The organism is Rhodobacteraceae bacterium D3-12, assembly GCA_025916135.1.
Taxonomy (GTDB): Bacteria; Pseudomonadota; Alphaproteobacteria; order Rhodobacterales; family Rhodobacteraceae; genus JAKGBX01.
The window spans coordinates 462,026-477,712 of record CP104793.1 but is presented as its reverse complement, the minus strand read 5'-3'; the positions used below and the strand labels follow the sequence as shown (position 1 = coordinate 477,712).

13 protein-coding genes and 1 pseudogene are annotated in these 15,687 nt (G+C 62.1%); 3 read left to right on the top strand and 11 right to left on the bottom strand.

The annotated features are described in order from the left end of the window. Positions 1 to 113: 113 nt before the first annotated feature. From tolB to N4R57_02335, 7 genes are all read right to left on the bottom strand, one after another. On the bottom strand, positions 114 to 1,436 hold the full coding sequence (gene tolB / locus N4R57_02365; protein ID UYV37972.1) for a Tol-Pal system beta propeller repeat protein TolB: 1,323 nt from the start codon (positions 1,434 to 1,436) through the stop codon (positions 114 to 116). Beyond that, entirely contained in the window at positions 1,433 to 2,551 is a 1,119-nt protein-coding gene (locus N4R57_02360; protein ID UYV37971.1) for an energy transducer TonB, read from the bottom strand. The genes tolB and N4R57_02360 overlap by 4 nt, the downstream gene beginning before the upstream one ends. A 7-nt stretch (positions 2,552 to 2,558) precedes the next feature. Beyond that, positions 2,559 to 3,038 (bottom strand): protein TolR, encoded by a 480-nt coding sequence (gene tolR, locus N4R57_02355; GenBank protein ID UYV37970.1) that lies wholly within the window; start codon positions 3,036 to 3,038, stop codon positions 2,559 to 2,561. A 3-nt stretch (positions 3,039 to 3,041) separates the two neighbouring features. After that, positions 3,042 to 3,737, bottom strand: coding sequence for a protein TolQ (tolQ, locus tag N4R57_02350; GenBank protein ID UYV37969.1), 696 nt, complete (start codon positions 3,735 to 3,737; stop codon positions 3,042 to 3,044). 172 nt (positions 3,738 to 3,909) lie between these two features. Continuing rightward, positions 3,910 to 4,293, bottom strand: a complete 384-nt coding sequence (gene ybgC / locus N4R57_02345) for a tol-pal system-associated acyl-CoA thioesterase (protein UYV37968.1) — start codon at positions 4,291 to 4,293, stop codon at positions 3,910 to 3,912. 354 nt (positions 4,294 to 4,647) lie between these two features. Continuing rightward, positions 4,648 to 6,891, bottom strand: a complete 2,244-nt coding sequence (locus N4R57_02340; GenBank protein ID UYV37967.1) for a molybdopterin-dependent oxidoreductase — start codon at positions 6,889 to 6,891, stop codon at positions 4,648 to 4,650. A 3-nt stretch (positions 6,892 to 6,894) separates the two neighbouring features. Further along, a complete protein-coding gene (locus N4R57_02335) occupies positions 6,895 to 7,353 on the bottom strand; it encodes a (2Fe-2S)-binding protein (protein ID UYV37966.1) in 459 nt (152 codons plus the stop codon). A gap of 223 nt (positions 7,354 to 7,576) precedes the next feature. Here N4R57_02335 and N4R57_02330 point away from each other — a divergent pair, with 223 nt between their 5' ends. Together N4R57_02330 and N4R57_02325 are read left to right on the top strand one after the other, a co-directional pair. After that, positions 7,577 to 8,572 (top strand): AraC family transcriptional regulator, encoded by a 996-nt coding sequence (locus N4R57_02330; GenBank protein ID UYV37965.1) that lies wholly within the window; start codon positions 7,577 to 7,579, stop codon positions 8,570 to 8,572. Continuing rightward, the gene (locus N4R57_02325) at positions 8,569 to 9,219 is read left to right on the top strand and encodes a M50 family metallopeptidase (GenBank protein ID UYV37964.1); all 651 of its coding nucleotides are present in this window, start codon (positions 8,569 to 8,571) and stop codon (positions 9,217 to 9,219) included. Before N4R57_02330 ends, N4R57_02325 begins: the two co-directional genes overlap by 4 nt. A gap of 274 nt (positions 9,220 to 9,493) precedes the next feature. Here N4R57_02325 and N4R57_02320 read toward each other — a convergent pair whose 3' ends face one another. Both N4R57_02320 and N4R57_02315 read right to left on the bottom strand, forming a co-directional pair. Beyond that, positions 9,494 to 10,744, bottom strand: coding sequence for an aminotransferase class V-fold PLP-dependent enzyme (locus N4R57_02320; GenBank protein UYV37963.1), 1,251 nt, complete (start codon positions 10,742 to 10,744; stop codon positions 9,494 to 9,496). Between the two features lie 116 nt (positions 10,745 to 10,860). After that, positions 10,861 to 12,143 (bottom strand): annotated as a pseudogene (locus N4R57_02315) (serine hydroxymethyltransferase). A 179-nt stretch (positions 12,144 to 12,322) separates the two neighbouring features. Here N4R57_02315 and N4R57_02310 point away from each other — a divergent pair. Next, a complete protein-coding gene (locus N4R57_02310) occupies positions 12,323 to 13,084 on the top strand; it encodes an NAD kinase (protein ID UYV37962.1) in 762 nt (253 codons plus the stop codon). 69 nt (positions 13,085 to 13,153) lie between these two features. Here the strand turns inward: N4R57_02310 and N4R57_02305 are convergent, their stop codons facing one another. Together N4R57_02305 and N4R57_02300 are read right to left on the bottom strand one after the other, a co-directional pair. Then, on the bottom strand, positions 13,154 to 14,386 hold the full coding sequence (locus N4R57_02305) for a hydroxymethylglutaryl-CoA reductase, degradative (GenBank protein ID UYV37961.1): 1,233 nt from the start codon (positions 14,384 to 14,386) through the stop codon (positions 13,154 to 13,156). Positions 14,387 to 14,450: 64 nt separating this feature from the next. Beyond that, positions 14,451 to 15,686 (bottom strand): Tm-1-like ATP-binding domain-containing protein, encoded by a 1,236-nt coding sequence (locus N4R57_02300; protein ID UYV37960.1) that lies wholly within the window; start codon positions 15,684 to 15,686, stop codon positions 14,451 to 14,453. Position 15,687: the final 1 nt, after the last annotated feature.

Genomic DNA, 15,687 nt, shown 5'->3' with positions numbered 1-15,687 from the left:
AATCCCGGCCTACCCGAAATCTTTCAAAGATTTCGACCTGTTTTCCGCTCCGGAAAACACCGAAAAATCCTCAAAGGATTTTTGACCGTTTTCTTTCAAAGAAAACGCCCCGCTCATTTCTGCAACGGGCTCCACGATGGATCAGACGCGCCACCCGGTGTGCGCACCTTCTTCAACGTCCGCCCGGTGATATCCACGCGGTAAAGGCTTGCCTCACCGCCCGCGCCCTGTGTCTCGCGGGTGAACATGATGACCCGCCCGTTGGGCGACCACGTCGGCCCTTCTTCCAGAAACGATGCCGTCAAAAGCCGCTCGGCCCCGCCATCGGTTTTCATCACGCCGATATGAAACCGCCCCTTGTTTTGCTTGGTAAAGGCAATCAAATCGCCCCGTGGGCTCCACACCGGCGTGCCGTAATTGCCTGCACCGTTGCTGATCCGCTGCGCCTCGCCACCGCTGGCATTCATCACATAAAGCTGGCGCGCGCCCGAGCGATCACTCTCAAACACGATCTTGCTGCCATCCGGCGAAAAGCTCGGACTGGTTTCAATCGACGGCGCCGCCGTGAGCCGCGTTTCCGCGCCACTGGCAATGTCCATCACGTAAATATCGGTATTGCCCCCCGCTTCGAGCGAAAAGACGACCCGCTGACCATCCGGGCTGAACCGAGGACCAAAGCTCTGCGTGCCATCGCGCGATTGCAACACTCTCTGCCCGACATTGGCCACATCCAACACGTTGATCCGCGGAAACCCGCTCTGATAGCTGGTATAAAGCACCCGGTCGCCCGTCGGCGAAAACCGCGGGTTCAGCACGATCGACCGGCTATCGGTCAAATACTGCACATTGGCGCCATCGTAATCCATCACCGCAAGCCGCTTCTTGCGATCATTCTTCGGCCCCGTTTCACTGACGAAAACCACCCGACTGTCGAAATATCCGCCCTCACCGGTGATCCGCTCATAGACCGCATCCGCCACCTTATGCGCCATCCGTCGCCAGCCCTCGGTGGTGCCGGCAAATTGCAACCCATCGCCAAGCTCCTGACCGGCAAACACATCCCAAACCCGGAATTTCACCGTGATATTGCCGCCATTCACGCTCACCGCCCCTGTGATCAAAGCCTGCGCATTGATCGCTTTCCAATCGGCAAACTCTACTGGCGAGGAAAAGCTGGTGATCCGGCTGATAAACGCCTCTTTGCCGATCTCGCGGAACAGGCCCGTCCCGGTCAGATCATCTGCCACCACCCGCGCGATATTCAACGCCATCTCGCCCGATGCGCCATTTTCCGGCACGAAATCCGGCACCGCATAGGGCAAGGGCTCCTGAACGCCGTCGGTGATCTCAATCCTAAGCGGCCCCTGCTGCGCCGCCACAGGCAACGCCCACAACAGCACACTCATCAAAACCGCACTCAAAACTCTGATGCTCATCTCAGCCTCATTTTCTCGGGATTGAACGTCATCTCAATCTCTCGCCACGTCTCGTATTTCTCTTCCGGCAAATCGAACCCGGCGCGCCCACATGAAATCACCGCTGTGCGCGCCCGGCGGAACGCCACATCCACCGCCGCCTTCTCGCCGCCGCTGGACGAGACCAGCTTCGGACTCGCCGCCAGCTTGCCATTCCGGTCCAAACTCACCGACACCACCACAGTCACACTACCCGATGCCGCCCCCGGATCGACAGTCCAGCATTCCGAAACGGCGGCGATCAGCCCATCTTTCTCTCCCTGGCTAAGCGGATCTGCGCCGCCCTGGCCGTTGTTTCCGCTGCTCTCCTGCGGCGTGTTCCCCCCACCCAACGCCTCAGCCAGCGCAGAGTTCACTGCTTTCTTGGTGTCCGGTTCGGTCGCGGCGGGTTTGGCAGCAGGCTTCGCCGCCGGCTTGGGCCGGTTCGGGCGCACTTTCGGGCGCACCGAGGTTTTGGGCGCCGAGCTCACCTTGTCATTGGCCTCGGGCACGATCTCCTTGACGGCCTCACGCGGGGCGGTTGCCGCCTCCTTGGGCTTCGGCGTCTCGCTTGTGGTGTTCGGATCACTCTGCTCGCGCACCACCGGGTCAACCTTGGCGTCGGGCGCGGGCGGTTGGGCCACGGGCTTGGGGGCCACGCGCTCTGCCGGGCGGGCCTGCGGACGCGGGCTGACCTTGGGCACCAATGCGGCGACATCCTCGGGCGGAGGAGAGATCTCGGGCGGCTGGTCGGTCACGTCAACGGGCTTGGGCGCGGGGGCCAGCGGCTCGGGCGTCACATCGGGTTTGGGCGTCTCGGTGGCGACCGGCTCGCTCACCTCTTTGGGCTTGTCCTGCTGCGGCGGCACGCTCGGCGCGGGCGGCACATCGGGGGCGGGCGCTTGCGGCTTGGCCACTTCGGTCACCGTCTGCGGCGCGCCTTGCGCGGCCGTCATCGCCTCGAACTCCTGCGTGCTGATCACCGCCACTTCGGTCACTTCAAACGGCAAAGGCTCCTGCTGGAAGCTGCCACCAAACAACATCCACCCAAGGAGCCCCACATGGCCCACCGCTGATATGATCTGCCCCGTTTGCATGGGCTGCTCAGTTTCCGCCCTCGTTGAGCTCGGGCCCGCCAGTGTCCGTCACCAGCCCGATATTGGAAAATCCACCACGGTTAAGTGCGCCCATGACCTGCACCACGTCGGCATAGGGCACCGCCCCATCGGCCCGCAGGAACACGCGGTCGCTCTCGCGTTCGGCAGCCACAGCGCGCAGCTTGCCAATCAACTCGTCTCGCGCCACTTCGGTGCGCTGCAACATCACCACGCCTCCGGCGGTGATGGTCACGGTCAACGGCTCCTCGGCCTCGGTTGGCAAGGCATTGGCCGCGGTTTTCGGCAATTCCACCGGAACACCCACGGTCATCAACGGCGCCGCCACCATGAAGATGATCAGCAGAACCAACATCACGTCAACAAAGGGCGTGACGTTGATCTCGCTCATCGGCTGGGCACGCCCGCCGCGGCGACGACGGCGTGATCCGCCCCCCGCACCGCTCGATTTTATGACACCGCCACCCATCGCTCAGCTGTCCAGCTGACGGCTCAGGATGGTCGCGAATTCATCGGCAAAGGCTTCATAGCCCGCGATGATCCGGTCACTGTCCGCGCTCAGCTTGTTATAGAAAATCACCGCCGGAATGGCGGCCAGCAAACCCAAAGCGGTGGCCAGCAAGGCCTCGGCAATGCCGGGCGCAACCACGGCAAGGTTGGTGTTCTGCTGCTGGGCGATCTCGACAAAGGCGTTCATGATCCCGATCACCGTGCCGAACAATCCGACAAACGGCGCGGTCGACCCAACCGTCGCCAAAACCGGCAAGCCGCGCTGCAGGCCCTCGGCCTCCTTGGCGATGGCGACATCCATGCTGCGATCAATCCGCGCCTGCGCCCCGGCGATCAACTCGCCGCTGGGTTTATGCGAGCGTCGCCACTCGATCATGCCGGCGGCGAACACCTTCTGTGACTGCCCCTTGGGATCAGAGCCGATCTGCTCGAACAACGCATCCAACGGCTCCCCCGACCAAAAGGCGCGGTCAAATTTCTCCGCCTCGGCATGGGCCTTGCGATAGTTGATCAGCTTTTGAATGATGATCGACCATGACCAGAACGAAGCGACGACCAGCAGGGTCATCACCAGTTTCACCGAAATCGTGGCGCGCGCGAATAAGGCCCACAAAGAGAAATCAATCTCCTGCGCCAGGGCGAGTGTGTTTGTGTCCATCTGCCTGCTCTTTTTGTTACCCGGGTCGTTGCCCGATGACCATTTTTGGTCTTCTTAGTAACGCAAACTAGCCTATCGAAAGGGGAAAACCAACAAGATCGGCATCAAACCCGCCTGATTTCGCGCAACCGTGACCAGAGCCAAGCGGATTTTCGCCGCCCCACTCACGTTTTCAGCCCGCTTCGTTCCATTTCGGTAACCTTACGGGCTTACCACCAAGCGTCATGCAAATCACCGTGACCATGGCGCGAAACAACACCTGATCACCGCGCTTGACCTCCTGTCCCATGACCATGCGCACAGGTTTGAGACTCTCAACCCAGGTTTCAACAACCAATTCGTCATCCAACTTGGCAGGCGCCAGATAATCCGCCTCAACCCGGCGCACGGCAAAAACAATGCCGTCCCGCTCTTTCATAATGTTCTGATCCAACCCAACCTCGCGCACCCACTCGCTGCGCCCGCGTTCGATATAGCGCAGGTAGTTGGCGTAATAGACGATACCTGCCATATCGGTATCTTCGTAATAAACACGGATCGGAAGCTTATAAATCATGGGCTGACCCTAAGGCCGTGTTCGCCCCGCTTCAAGCCGCCTTGTGCCATGTCAAAGGGGTTGCGCCGCCTTCGGCGTCGCCGGGGGGCGCCTCGCTTCGCTCGGCGCCAACCCGCTGCAACGGCACGCCTTATTGGCATTGCCTCAGCTTGGCGCAAGCGTGGGATTTGGGTATTTTTCCATTGAAGAAAGCCAGAGCGGCGCGCCAGCTTTCACCGGCGCGCCGCCCTTTTATCTTTCTTAAAACACTCAGCCCCCGATGGTGTGCAAACACAGCCCGCACCACATTTGGCACAAGCCCCCAAAAACGCGGGGGCGGGTGGGTGGGCCGTGTTTTTGGGGGCGGCGCTTACCTCACGCAAAGTCGATGAATTTGGCAAACGGCATCTCGCGAAGCCTCTCACCTGTGGCTGCGAAAATTGCATTGGCCAGCGCGGGTGCGGCGGGCGGGACCGGAGGTTCGCCGATGCCGCGGATCTTTTCGCCGTTCTCAAGGCCGCGCACGAAGATATTCGGGCATTGGTTGATCCGCATCGCCTCGAAACTATCGTAGTTTTCCTGCTCTGCGGCGCCATCGGCATAGGTAATCTCGCCCAGCATCGCATGGCCCAGCCCAAAGACAACGCCGCCCTTGACCAGCCCGTCAAAATTGACCGGGTCAACCACCCGGCCAACATCCGCCGCGACCCAGACGTTTTCGATCTTCAAACCCTCCTCGGTCTGGCGCACCTCGACCACCTCGGCACAGGCGGTGCCAAACGAAATGCTCATCGCAACACCACGCCCCACACCTGTGTCCGGGCGCGGCCCGCTCCAGCCGCTCATCTCGGCGACGGCTTCCAGCACTTTGCGCGTCGGCTCATGCGTGCACAGGCGGATGCGTTCCGCCATCGGGTCCGCCCCGGCCTCATGGATCAACTCGTCCAGAAACGCCTCGTGGAAGAAGCCGTTGATCGACGCCCCGACCGAGCGCCATGACGACACCGGCGCCAGCCCCGGCACGCGATACCCCGTCACCCGGTAATCCGGGATCGCATAGGGCTGATCCCACGCCGCCTGCGTGATCGTGCTGTCGGGGCCGGGCAACGCCAGCCCTTGCCGCTCACCCATCTGGCTGTCCATCACCGAAGGCGAGGCCACATGGTAATCCAGCGCCACAACCTTGCCCCCCTTCACCGCACCTTTCATCCGGCCCATGCCGATCGGGCGGGTGTAGTCATGCAGCATATCCTGCTCGCGGCTATAGGTGAGCTTGACCGGCGTGCCTTTGACCTGCACCGCAACCTCTGCGGCGCGGCGCACCACGTCATCCTCCAGCCGATGACCAAAGCTCCCCCCGATCATCAGCCCATGCACATGCACATTGTCAAAATCCACACCGGTGATCTTGGCGACATTGTTCTGTGTCATCCGCGGGATCTGCGTGCCGGTCCAGACATCGACCCGGTCGTCTCCCACCAAAACGGTCGCGTTGATCGGCTCAAGCGGCGCGTGGGCCAGGTAGGGCGCGCGGTATTCGGCCTCCACCGCATCCGTTGCCGTCGCCGCAGCCGCATCCCCATCGTCGCGCGGGCGGCCATCATACGCCCCGCCGTCGATCGCATCACCCAAGGCCGCCCAATGGGCCTCCATCTCGGGGGCAAAGGTGGCCGGGCCCCACTCGCAAGCGACCGCCTCGGCCCCTTGGAACGCGCGCCACGTGTTGTCAGCCAGAACGGCCACACCGCCGGTCACCTGCACCACATCCGTGACACCGCGCAGCTTCAGCGCCTCGGCGGCGTCAAACGACGTGACACTGCCCCCCTGACGCGGGTTCAGCTTGACGGCGGCATGGACCATGCCCTCGATCTCGAAATCTATGCCATAGTCCTGCGTGCCGGTGGATTTCGCGACGATATCCAACCGCTGCATCGGCTTGCCAATGAACCGCCACGCCTCCGGCGCGCGCAGCTTGACCGATGTCACCGGCTCAATCCCCGCCGCCACGGGGGCCAGTTCCTCATAGGTCATCTCCTTGCCATCCGGCAGGATCACGCGGCCCTTCGCGGTGGTAAGTGCGGTGGTGTTGATCCCCGACACCTCTGCGGCGGCGGCTTTCAACGTCTCACGCGCCACAGCGCCCGCCACGCGCAGCTTCTCCCAACCGTCCGGCACCGTGGTCGATCCGCCGGTGATCTGCATGCCCAGAAACTTCATCGGCGCGTCCATCACGGCGCGGGCGGTTTCGGCCAGCATCCCGTCATCGGTCGACGGGAACGGCACGCCCTCTCCCGCCAAAGCCGTGTTGTAATACGCCGCACTCGGCGGGCCGGGATCGACCTTGATCTGATCCAGCTCAACATCCAGCTCTTCGGCGATCAACGCCGCCTGAACGTGATAGGCGCCCTGCCCCTTGTCGGCGCGCGGCGTGATCAGGGTGATGCCGCTCGCGTCGATCAATACATAAGGCGTCAGCGCGGCCTCGCCCTCGCCCAGCCCTCCCAAAAGCGGGTTCTCGACCGGGCGTTTATACATGTAATAGCCAAAGGCAACGCCCCCGACCACAGCCGCAGACCCGATCAAAAACGTGCGGCGGGCAATCTTACCAATCCGGCTCATGGCTTAGGCCTCCTGCAGTTTGGCTGCGGCCGATTTCACGGCCTCGCGGATGCGCGGATAGGTGCCACAGCGGCACAGGTTGGCGCTCATCGCGTCGTCAATCTCGGCATCCGTCGGCGCGGGTGTCTCGCTTAGAAAGCTCGCGGCCAACATCACCTGACCGCTCTGGCAATAGCCGCATTGCGCCACCTGATGCGCGATCCAGGCCTCTTGCACCGCATGCAAGGCGTCGGGCTGGCCCAGACCTTCGATGGTGGTGACCTCACCATCCACGTCCTCGGCGGCAACCTGACAGGATTTGACGGCAACACCGTCGATATGAACGGTGCAGGCGCCGCATTGGGCGATGCCACAGCCGTATTTCACGCCCTTGATGTTCAATTCGTCGCGCAGCACCCACAAAAGCGGCATGTCACCTTCGACATCCACCTCATGCGCGGTTCCATTCACGGTGATCTGCATGTCTCGCCTCTCCTGCCTTGGCTGTTCGCCCCTCAATCTAGGGGGTTCCACAGCAAATGAAACTTGCAATTCGCGCCAATCGACTTTCAAATGGTGCCTACCCGCCGCGCCACACTGGCCATTTCACGCCAAGCCAGTGCATCTTTCCAACCCAGCACACCTTGCCAATGCACTTTCAAACCGCGCGCCGCCCGTCACGAACACCACCCGCGAAAGCCACGCCATGTCAACGCCCGACACCTACCCAATCGGCCCACAAATCACCCAAGCCGCAACTGCGCTTGGGATTGATCCCTCCCGTGTGCTGCGGCGGATCGGCCTGCCGGCCGATTTCCTTGATCAGCCGAGCCATGGCGTCACGGCCGAACAATTCTTTGCGGTCTGGCAAGCGGCGGAGCACGAGGCAAACCGCCCCGACCTCGCGCTTTATCTCGGGCTGATCATGGCGCGCGGGCCGATGATCCCGGCGATCTATGGCTTCGCATCCAGCCCCGATATCGCCACCGGCTTTGCCCGGCTGGCGGTGTTCAAACCGCTGGTCGCACCCATTCACCTCGTCTCTGAAAGCGATGAAACCGGGCTGACCCTGCGCTGGTCGCCAATGCCGGGACAGCGCTGGCCGGCGGGGTTCGCGTTCTTCGAACTCGTCTATTTTCTCGAGCTCTGCCGCGGCTTTACCGGTGAACATATCGTGCCGCTTGGCGTCGGCGCTCCGGCACAGGCCGACACAGACCTCAGCACCTTTTTCGGCGCGCCCGTAACGCACTCTGCGGTGCCGGAATTGCGGCTCTCGGCACAAGACGCCACGCGCCGGATGATTTTTGCCAACGAAGAGCAATACCGGCTGATCGAAACCGACCTGCGTCGGCAACTCGACGCACGCTCGCGCGCGCTGCCCCTGACGGCGCGGGTGCGGCGGGCGCTGGTTGATATCCTTCCGGCGGGCGATGCCTCGGTCGATGCGGTCTGTGCGCGGCTGGCCCTGTCGCGCCGGTCCTTGCAACGCAAACTGAAAGACGAAGGGGAAAGCTTTCAATCCGTGCTCGAACGCACCCGCTCTGAACTTTCGCTGCACTACCTGCGGCGCGACGATCTGAGCGTGCAGGAAATCTCCTACCTGCTGGCCTACCGCGACCCGAATTCGTTCTACCGCGCCTTTCATGGCTGGACCGGAATGACACCGGGCGAAGCGCGCGCAACCGGCGTGGCAACCCTATGATCGCGGCGCTGCAAAAGCACTGGTTGCTGCTGGCCATGACCGCCGGTGTGGCGCTGCTCTGGGGAACGCCGGTGCTGGTGCCGCTGAAAATCCTCGTGGTGTTCTTTCATGAACTGTCGCACCTAATCACCGTGTTGCTGACCGGCGGCAGCGTTGAAAGCCTGTCGCTCACCTCGAATGAGGGCGGCGCAGTGATGGCGCGCGGCGGCAACCGGTTCCTGACCCTGTCGGCGGGCTACCTCGGCTCGCTGCTGATCGGGCTTGGGCTGATCTGGGCGGCGCTGCGCAGCCAGCTTGACCGCTGGGTCGTGGCCGGGCTTGGCGTCGTGTTGCTGGCTGTGGCGGCGTTTTACGTGCGCGACAGCTTTGCGCTGATCTTCTGCATCGCGGGCGGGGCGCTCTTGCTCGCTCTGGCGCGGTTCCTGCCGCATGGACCGAATGATTTCGCGCTGCGGCTGATCGGGCTCACCTCGATCATCTATGTGCCGCTCGATATATTCTCCGACACGTTGGCGCGCGCGCATCTGCATTCAGACGCGCGGATGCTGGCCGAGGAATTCGGCGGCACGACGATGTTCTGGGGCGGGCTGTGGCTTATGCTGTCGCTTGTCGCCGTGCTCTTCGCGTTGCGCGGCTTACTGCGCTGAGGTTTTGCGCCGCGCTTCGCGCGTCGTCGGGGGGCGCCAAGCTGACGCTTGGCGCGGCAAGCGGCAATGCCGCCGCCTTACCGCAGGCCTCCCATCCGGGGCGAGGTCGGACCTTGGGTATTTGGCCAATGAAGAGCACGGGCGTGCGCATCGTTAACTTAATAATGCGTAAACATATGCGGTTTTCGGATGTCATACGCATTGCAGCCGGATGTCAGCCGGGAGTCACCCCCGGCTGTTTTACCGTTGAAAGCGGCGTTAACCATGACGGGCGCTAGGGTAACATTTCCTTCATCACCGCCAGAAACCGCGCCACCTCGGCGGGGCTGTTATAGTGGCAAAGCGACACGCGCACGCAGTCGGGCAAGCCCAGCGGATCAAGCACATTACCGGAGTAGTGATCGGCCTTGCGGATATGGGTGCGCACCCCTTCAGCGTTGAGTTTCGCAACCACGTCAGCCGTGGCAACCCCTTGAAGCGCAAAGGAAACCAACCCCTCGCGCGCCGGATTATCCACGCCACCGATGACCGTCACACCGGGCATCTGCGCAAGCCCCGGCAGGTTGCCGACACCCTGCAGCATCGCATCGGTCAACCGCTTTTCGTGCTCATGTATCGCCACGCCCGCCGCCCTGATCCGCCCGGCGCGATCGCTCGCCTCCGACACTTCACCGCCAAGCCAATCGAGATAGTCCGCCACATCCGATAGCGTTGCATAAGCCCCCGTATCCCGCGTGCCCATTTCCCAGTTTTTCTCAGGCCCTTTCAACAGGTTATTATGCGGCAGCGCGGCCAGACGGTCCGACACCCAAGCCAAGCCAAACCCGTGCCGCGAGAACATCTTGTAAGGCGAAATCACATAGCCATCGACCCCCAAAGCCGCCAGATCAATCGCCCCATGCGCGGCATGCTGGATGCCATCGACGATGATGAAACACTCCGGCGCTTTCTCGCGGATCGCCGCGGCAATCGCGCCCGCATCCACCGTCATGCCCGTCACCGGAGAGGTGTGCAGGATCGTGGCCACCACCGTGTCCGACGTGATCTCGGACAGGTAATGCTCGACCCCGACCGTGCCCGTAGAATCGTCATGGTTTACAAGCACATGCGCCTGCCCTGCGATGCCAGCCCAGCGCGCCGCCGCGCTCCGCGATGCGGGATGTTCAAGCGTTGACCCCAACACCCGCCCGGCCCCCGCACCAAGGCATGCCGCCGAAATCAAACGGAACAACAATTCGGTCCCGCTTTCGCCCATAAAAAACTGCCCCCCCGGCGCGTTCATCATCTCCGCCATGTCCGAGCGCGCCTTTTCAATCACCGCAACCAAGCGATGCGCAGCCACATTATCGCGCCCCTGATTGTCAGGGATCGCAGCATAAAACCCCGAGGTTTCCACCACCGATTTCAGGGTCAACGCCCCACCGGCATTCTCAAAAAACACCCTCTCACCCTGAAACGGATCGCTATCAACATGCGCAAATCGCGCCCGAATCTGTGACAAAAGATCGTCTGAAATCAATGGCATCTGCGTTACTCTCCTTGGACTCGCCCGCACGCTACGCCGCGGCAAAGAAAAAGGCCACCGCCCAAGGCGATGACCCTTCCAATCTCTTTAGACGGGCGCGCGGCCCACCCAATAACTCACAACTCTGGATAGAGCGGGAAGCGCGCGCAAAGCGTGGCGACCTCGGCTTTGACCTTGGCCTCGACCTCGGCGTTGGCCTCTTCGCCATTCTCGGCCAGCCCGTCGACCACCTCGATGATCCAATCGGCGATCTGGCGGAACTCTGCCTCACCAAAACCGCGGGTCGTGCCTGCGGGCGAACCGAGCCGCACACCGCTGGTCACGGTCGGCTTTTCCGGGTCAAACGGCACACCGTTCTTGTTGCAGGTGATATGCGCCCGGCCCAGCGCCTTTTCGGTGGCGTTGCCCTTAACGCCCTTGGGGCGCAGATCAACCAGCAAAACATGGGTGTCCGTGCCACCGGTCACCAGCGCAAGCCCCCCTTCATCAGCTGATCGCCCATCGCCTGCGCATTGGCGATCACCGCCTTGGCATAGTCTTTGAAATCGGGGCGCAGCGCCTCGCCAAAGGCCACGGCCTTGCCGGCGATGACATGCATCAACGGGCCGCCCTGAATGCCGGGGAAAATCGCGGAGTTCACCTTCTTAGCGATATCTTCATCATTTGTGAGGATCATCCCCCCACGCGGCCCCCGAAGGGTTTTATGCGTTGTCGTCGTAACAACATGCGCATGCGGGAACGGGCTTGGATGCTCTCCCGCGGCAACAAGGCCCGCGAAATGGGCCATATCAACGTGAAGAAGCGCGCCAACGCTGTCGGCAATCTCGCGCATCTTGGCAAAATCAATCTGGCGCGGAATGGCCGAGCCGCCCGCGATCAGCAATTTTGGCTGATGTTCCTTGGCCAATGCCGCCACCTGTTCGTAATCGAGCAGGTTGTCTTGCTGCCGCACGCCGTATTGCACGGCGTTGAACCACTTGCCCGACTGGTTCGGGCGCGCGCCGTGGGTCAAATGCCCACCGGCATCAAGGCTCATACCAAGGATCGTATCACCGGGTTTGAGCAGCGCCTGATAGACCCCTTGGTTCGCCTGCGAGCCAGAGTTGGGCTGCACGTTGGCAAAGTCACATCCAAACAGCTCCTTGGCGCGATCAATGGCAAGGTTTTCAGCAATATCAACATATTGGCACCCACCGTAATAGCGCCGACCGGGATAACCTTCGGCGTATTTGTTGGTCATAACCGAGCCTTGCGCCTCCATCACAGCAGAGGAAACGATGTTCTCGCTCGCGATAAGCTCGATCTCGTCGCGTTGACGACCAAGCTCCTGATCAATTGCCTTGGCAATCTCGGGGTCGCGGCTGGCAAGCTCTTCGGTGAAAAAACCTGGGTTGGACATGTGATCTCTCTCCGTCAGTCAGTGGGGCGCATGGGCCTTTGGCGTTGATTTACGGCAAAGCGGTGGGCTCTGAAAGCCCTGTTTCCGACACTTCCACTTGCCAGCGCGGCAATCATCGTGCAGGTGAAAGACAAGCGCGGCCCATTGGCCCGCTGCGCCGCCTATTGGAAACTTTGCGCATGAGCTTGAAAATCGCCTTTGCCGCCTCCGACGCGCCCGTCGCCCGAACCGCCCATGCGGCGCTTGTCGGGCGCTATGGTGATTGTGACGAAAGCAACGCCGATGTCATCGTCGCCCTTGGCGGAGATGGCTTTATGCTGCACACGCTGCACCGCACCCAAGGCAATAATGCGCCGGTCTATGGCATGAACCGCGGCACCGTCGGCTTTCTGATGAACGAATACGCCGAAGCCGACTTGCCCGAACGCCTCGCCAATGCCGAAGAAACGGTGATTAACCCGCTCTCGATGCGTGCCACCCGTGGCGATGGATCGGTTCACGAAGCCTTGGCGATCAACGAGGTATCCTTGTTGCGTATGGGCCCGCAGGCGGCCAAGCTCAAGATCACCGTCGATGGAAGGCTGCGGATGGAGGAGCTGGTCTGTGACGGCGCGCTCGTGTCCACACCCGCCGGCTCGACCGCCTATAACTACTCTGCCCACGGCCCGATCCTGCCCATCGGATCGGACGTTCTGGCCCTGACGGCGATTGCCCCCTTCCGGCCCCGCCGCTGGCGTGGCGCGTTGCTGCCCAAGGCGGCCGAAGTGCGCATCGACGTGCAACAGCCCGAGAAACGCCCCGTCATGGCCGACGCGGACTCCCGATCGGTGCTCTATGTGCAAACAGTCGAAATCCGCTCAGAGCCGACCATCGAACACCGGCTGCTATTCGACCCCGGCCACGGCTTGGAAGAACGGCTAATCCGCGAGCAATTCGTTTGAGGCACCGAAATCCGTCGCGGATTTCGGCCCGAATTCTTTGAAAGAATTCGCCACCTCGCGGCGAACATCTTACCCTAGAAGCTCACGCGCCACGTCCTCGCGCACCTCACCGCGTTCTATCAATGCGGCGGCAATCCGGTCGATCTCCGAGCCCTCGGCCCCCGCCGCAATCGCCACGTTACGCGCATGAAGCCCCATGTGCCCGCGCTGGATCCCCTCTCCCGCCAAGGCCCGCAAAGCCGAGAAATTCTGGATCAGCCCCACAGCCGCAACCACCCGCCCCAAGCGGTCCGCCGTCTCGGCCCCCATGATTTTAAGACAGGCCTGCGCCGTCGGATGCACCCGTGTCGCCCCGCCAACAATCCCCACCGGCATCGGCAATTCGATCTCGCCCATCAAATCACCCGCAGGCGTTTTGGAATAACGGGTCAGCGGGCCATAACCATCCTTGGCGGCAAAGGCATGCGCCCCCGCCTCCAACGCGCGGCTGTCATTGCCTGTGGCCAGCGCCACGGCGGACACACCGTTCATGATCCCCTTGTTATGGGTCGCCGCGCGGTAAGGGTCGTGAAAGGCAAACTCCCACGCGGCGCAAATACCGGCCACCGCCGCCGCTCCGATCTCCTCGGCACTCCAAACCGCATGGGCGCGCATCAATCGCCGATCGGCAAGGTTCGACAGGATGCGCAACCCCACCTTGCCACCGGTCCATTCCTCCAGCTTGGGCGCCAGCCGCTCGGCCATGGTGTTCACCGCATTTGCGCCCATTGCATCGCGCACATCAACGATCAGGTGAACCACCACAAACGGCCCGGCAATCCGCACATCAAGATCGCGAAACCCGCCGCCAAGCTTTAGCAGCATCGGATCACAACTGTCACAAATCCCGGTGATTTCCGCCTTGCGCGCCTCAATCTTGGCCTGCGCGGCCTCAAGATCGGTCAACCCGGTAAGCTGCACCTGCGCGATCATGCAGGGGTCATCCGCCTGCGTCGTCACGCCCCCCGTTGCACGGCACGCGCGCGCCCCATTGCACACCGCCGCAATGACCGAGCTTTCCTCGGTTGCCATCGGCACCAACACCTCCTGCCCGTCCACGATCAGGTTGGTCGCCACGCCCAATGGCACCGCCATGACCGAAATCACGTTCTCCGACAGGTTATCGGCCAACGCCCCGTCATGCGCGGCACTCGCCTCCAGATGCGCCACCTCTTGCGCCGTCAACCCGGCGGCTTCGGCTATTTTGGCAAGCCGGTCGCTGCGGGTCAGGTTGTGAAAACCGGGAATACGCGATGTGGTCATTTGGGCCTCTCCTCTTGGCATTCAAAAGGAAGCCTTGTTCACCTCGAAGGTCAAGAGGGCAGCCCTAGGTCTTGAGCGTCCCATCAGCCACCCAAGCGTCAAATACGCTCAGCGCGGCTTCGCAAAACGCAGCGTCATTGATATGACAATCCAACGCTTGCAACCCCGCATTCGCCGGGCAGGCGCTCTGCATTTCTTCGCAAAACGCGGCCAGCCCTGCAGCGTCATGCAAATCCGCGCCTTCGCGGTCCCACTCGTTACAGCCCTCAAGCGGCAGCAAAATCTTCACCGGCCCCTTGGCGCCGCTCAGTTTTTCGCAGATCACACGCGCCACCTCGCGGCGCTCGTCTGCGTCGATCACCGCCGAGGTAAGAAGCCGGTTATGCGCATGCGTCGGTCGATCGCTCAGCCGTTCTGGCGGCTCTTGCCACGTCACGAAATCCACAAGGTCATAACACCCCGGCGCAACGATCTGCGGCACGCCTTGCGCCCCCGCATTGGTCATTCGGTCCGCCCCTGCTGTGATGCTCGATCCAAAGTGATGGTTCACCACCTCCTGCGGCGCGAAATCGAAAACACAGGCAAAAACGCCCTCGGCGGCAAGCCCTTCAAACGCCCGCCCGCCCATGCCCGTCGCATGAAACACCGCCACCTCAAAGCCGCGGTCTTCCAACGCCGGTTTCAGGCTCACCATATAGCGCAAAACGGTTTTCCCGAACGAGGTCATGCCGATCAACGGCCTGTCAAAGCGCGGCTTTTCTACCGCTTTCGCCGCCCCCAACACCGCTCCCGCGGCTTGGCTCAGCGATGCTTTGCAGACCGAATTCAACCCGTAAAGCCCGCCAGCCCAAAGGATCATCTGAATGTCCGGCGCCATCCGTTCCGGCGGTAACATTGCGCTGAACGACACGGTCGAAACCACGTATTTCGGCACCCCCAAAGGCAACGCCGCACAGACGTCCAGCGCAAGATCGGTCCCCATCGACCCACCGAGCGCGATCACCCCGTCAATCAACCCTTCGCGATATAGCCTGAGCGTCAGCGCCGCCGCGCCCGCCGCCATGATCTGCATCGCGTGGTTCTCATCACCGCTGTCAATCGCCGCCTTGATGCTCGACCCGCCCGCTTCGGCGACGGCGTGTTTGGAATAATCCGTCGGCTGGCTCGGGTCGCCCAACACGCTTACATCCATCGACAAAACCTTGCCGCCCTGCCCTTTGATGCACGCCGCCAGATACCCCAATTCGTCGTCTTTGGTGTCATAGGTGCCGATCACCAGGATCGTTTTTGTATCCGCCATG

Coding starts and splice junctions, on each gene's coding strand:
- N4R57_02335 (UYV37966.1), bottom strand. CDS start 7,353: ATGCAGATCACCGTGAATGGAACCGCGCATGAGGTGGATGTCGAAGGT.
- tolB (UYV37972.1), bottom strand. CDS start 1,436: ATGAGCATCAGAGTTTTGAGTGCGGTTTTGATGAGTGTGCTGTTGTGG.
- N4R57_02360 (UYV37971.1), bottom strand. CDS start 2,551: ATGCAAACGGGGCAGATCATATCAGCGGTGGGCCATGTGGGGCTCCTT.
- ybgC (UYV37968.1), bottom strand. CDS start 4,293: ATGATTTATAAGCTTCCGATCCGTGTTTATTACGAAGATACCGATATG.
- tolQ (UYV37969.1), bottom strand. CDS start 3,737: ATGGACACAAACACACTCGCCCTGGCGCAGGAGATTGATTTCTCTTTG.
- N4R57_02330 (UYV37965.1), top strand. CDS start 7,577: ATGTCAACGCCCGACACCTACCCAATCGGCCCACAAATCACCCAAGCC.
- N4R57_02320 (UYV37963.1), bottom strand. CDS start 10,744: ATGCCATTGATTTCAGACGATCTTTTGTCACAGATTCGGGCGCGATTT.
- N4R57_02300 (UYV37960.1), bottom strand. CDS start 15,686: ATGGCGGATACAAAAACGATCCTGGTGATCGGCACCTATGACACCAAA.
- tolR (UYV37970.1), bottom strand. CDS start 3,038: ATGGGTGGCGGTGTCATAAAATCGAGCGGTGCGGGGGGCGGATCACGC.
- N4R57_02325 (UYV37964.1), top strand. CDS start 8,569: ATGATCGCGGCGCTGCAAAAGCACTGGTTGCTGCTGGCCATGACCGCC.
- N4R57_02305 (UYV37961.1), bottom strand. CDS start 14,386: ATGACCACATCGCGTATTCCCGGTTTTCACAACCTGACCCGCAGCGAC.
- N4R57_02340 (UYV37967.1), bottom strand. CDS start 6,891: ATGAGCCGGATTGGTAAGATTGCCCGCCGCACGTTTTTGATCGGGTCT.
- N4R57_02310 (UYV37962.1), top strand. CDS start 12,323: ATGAGCTTGAAAATCGCCTTTGCCGCCTCCGACGCGCCCGTCGCCCGA.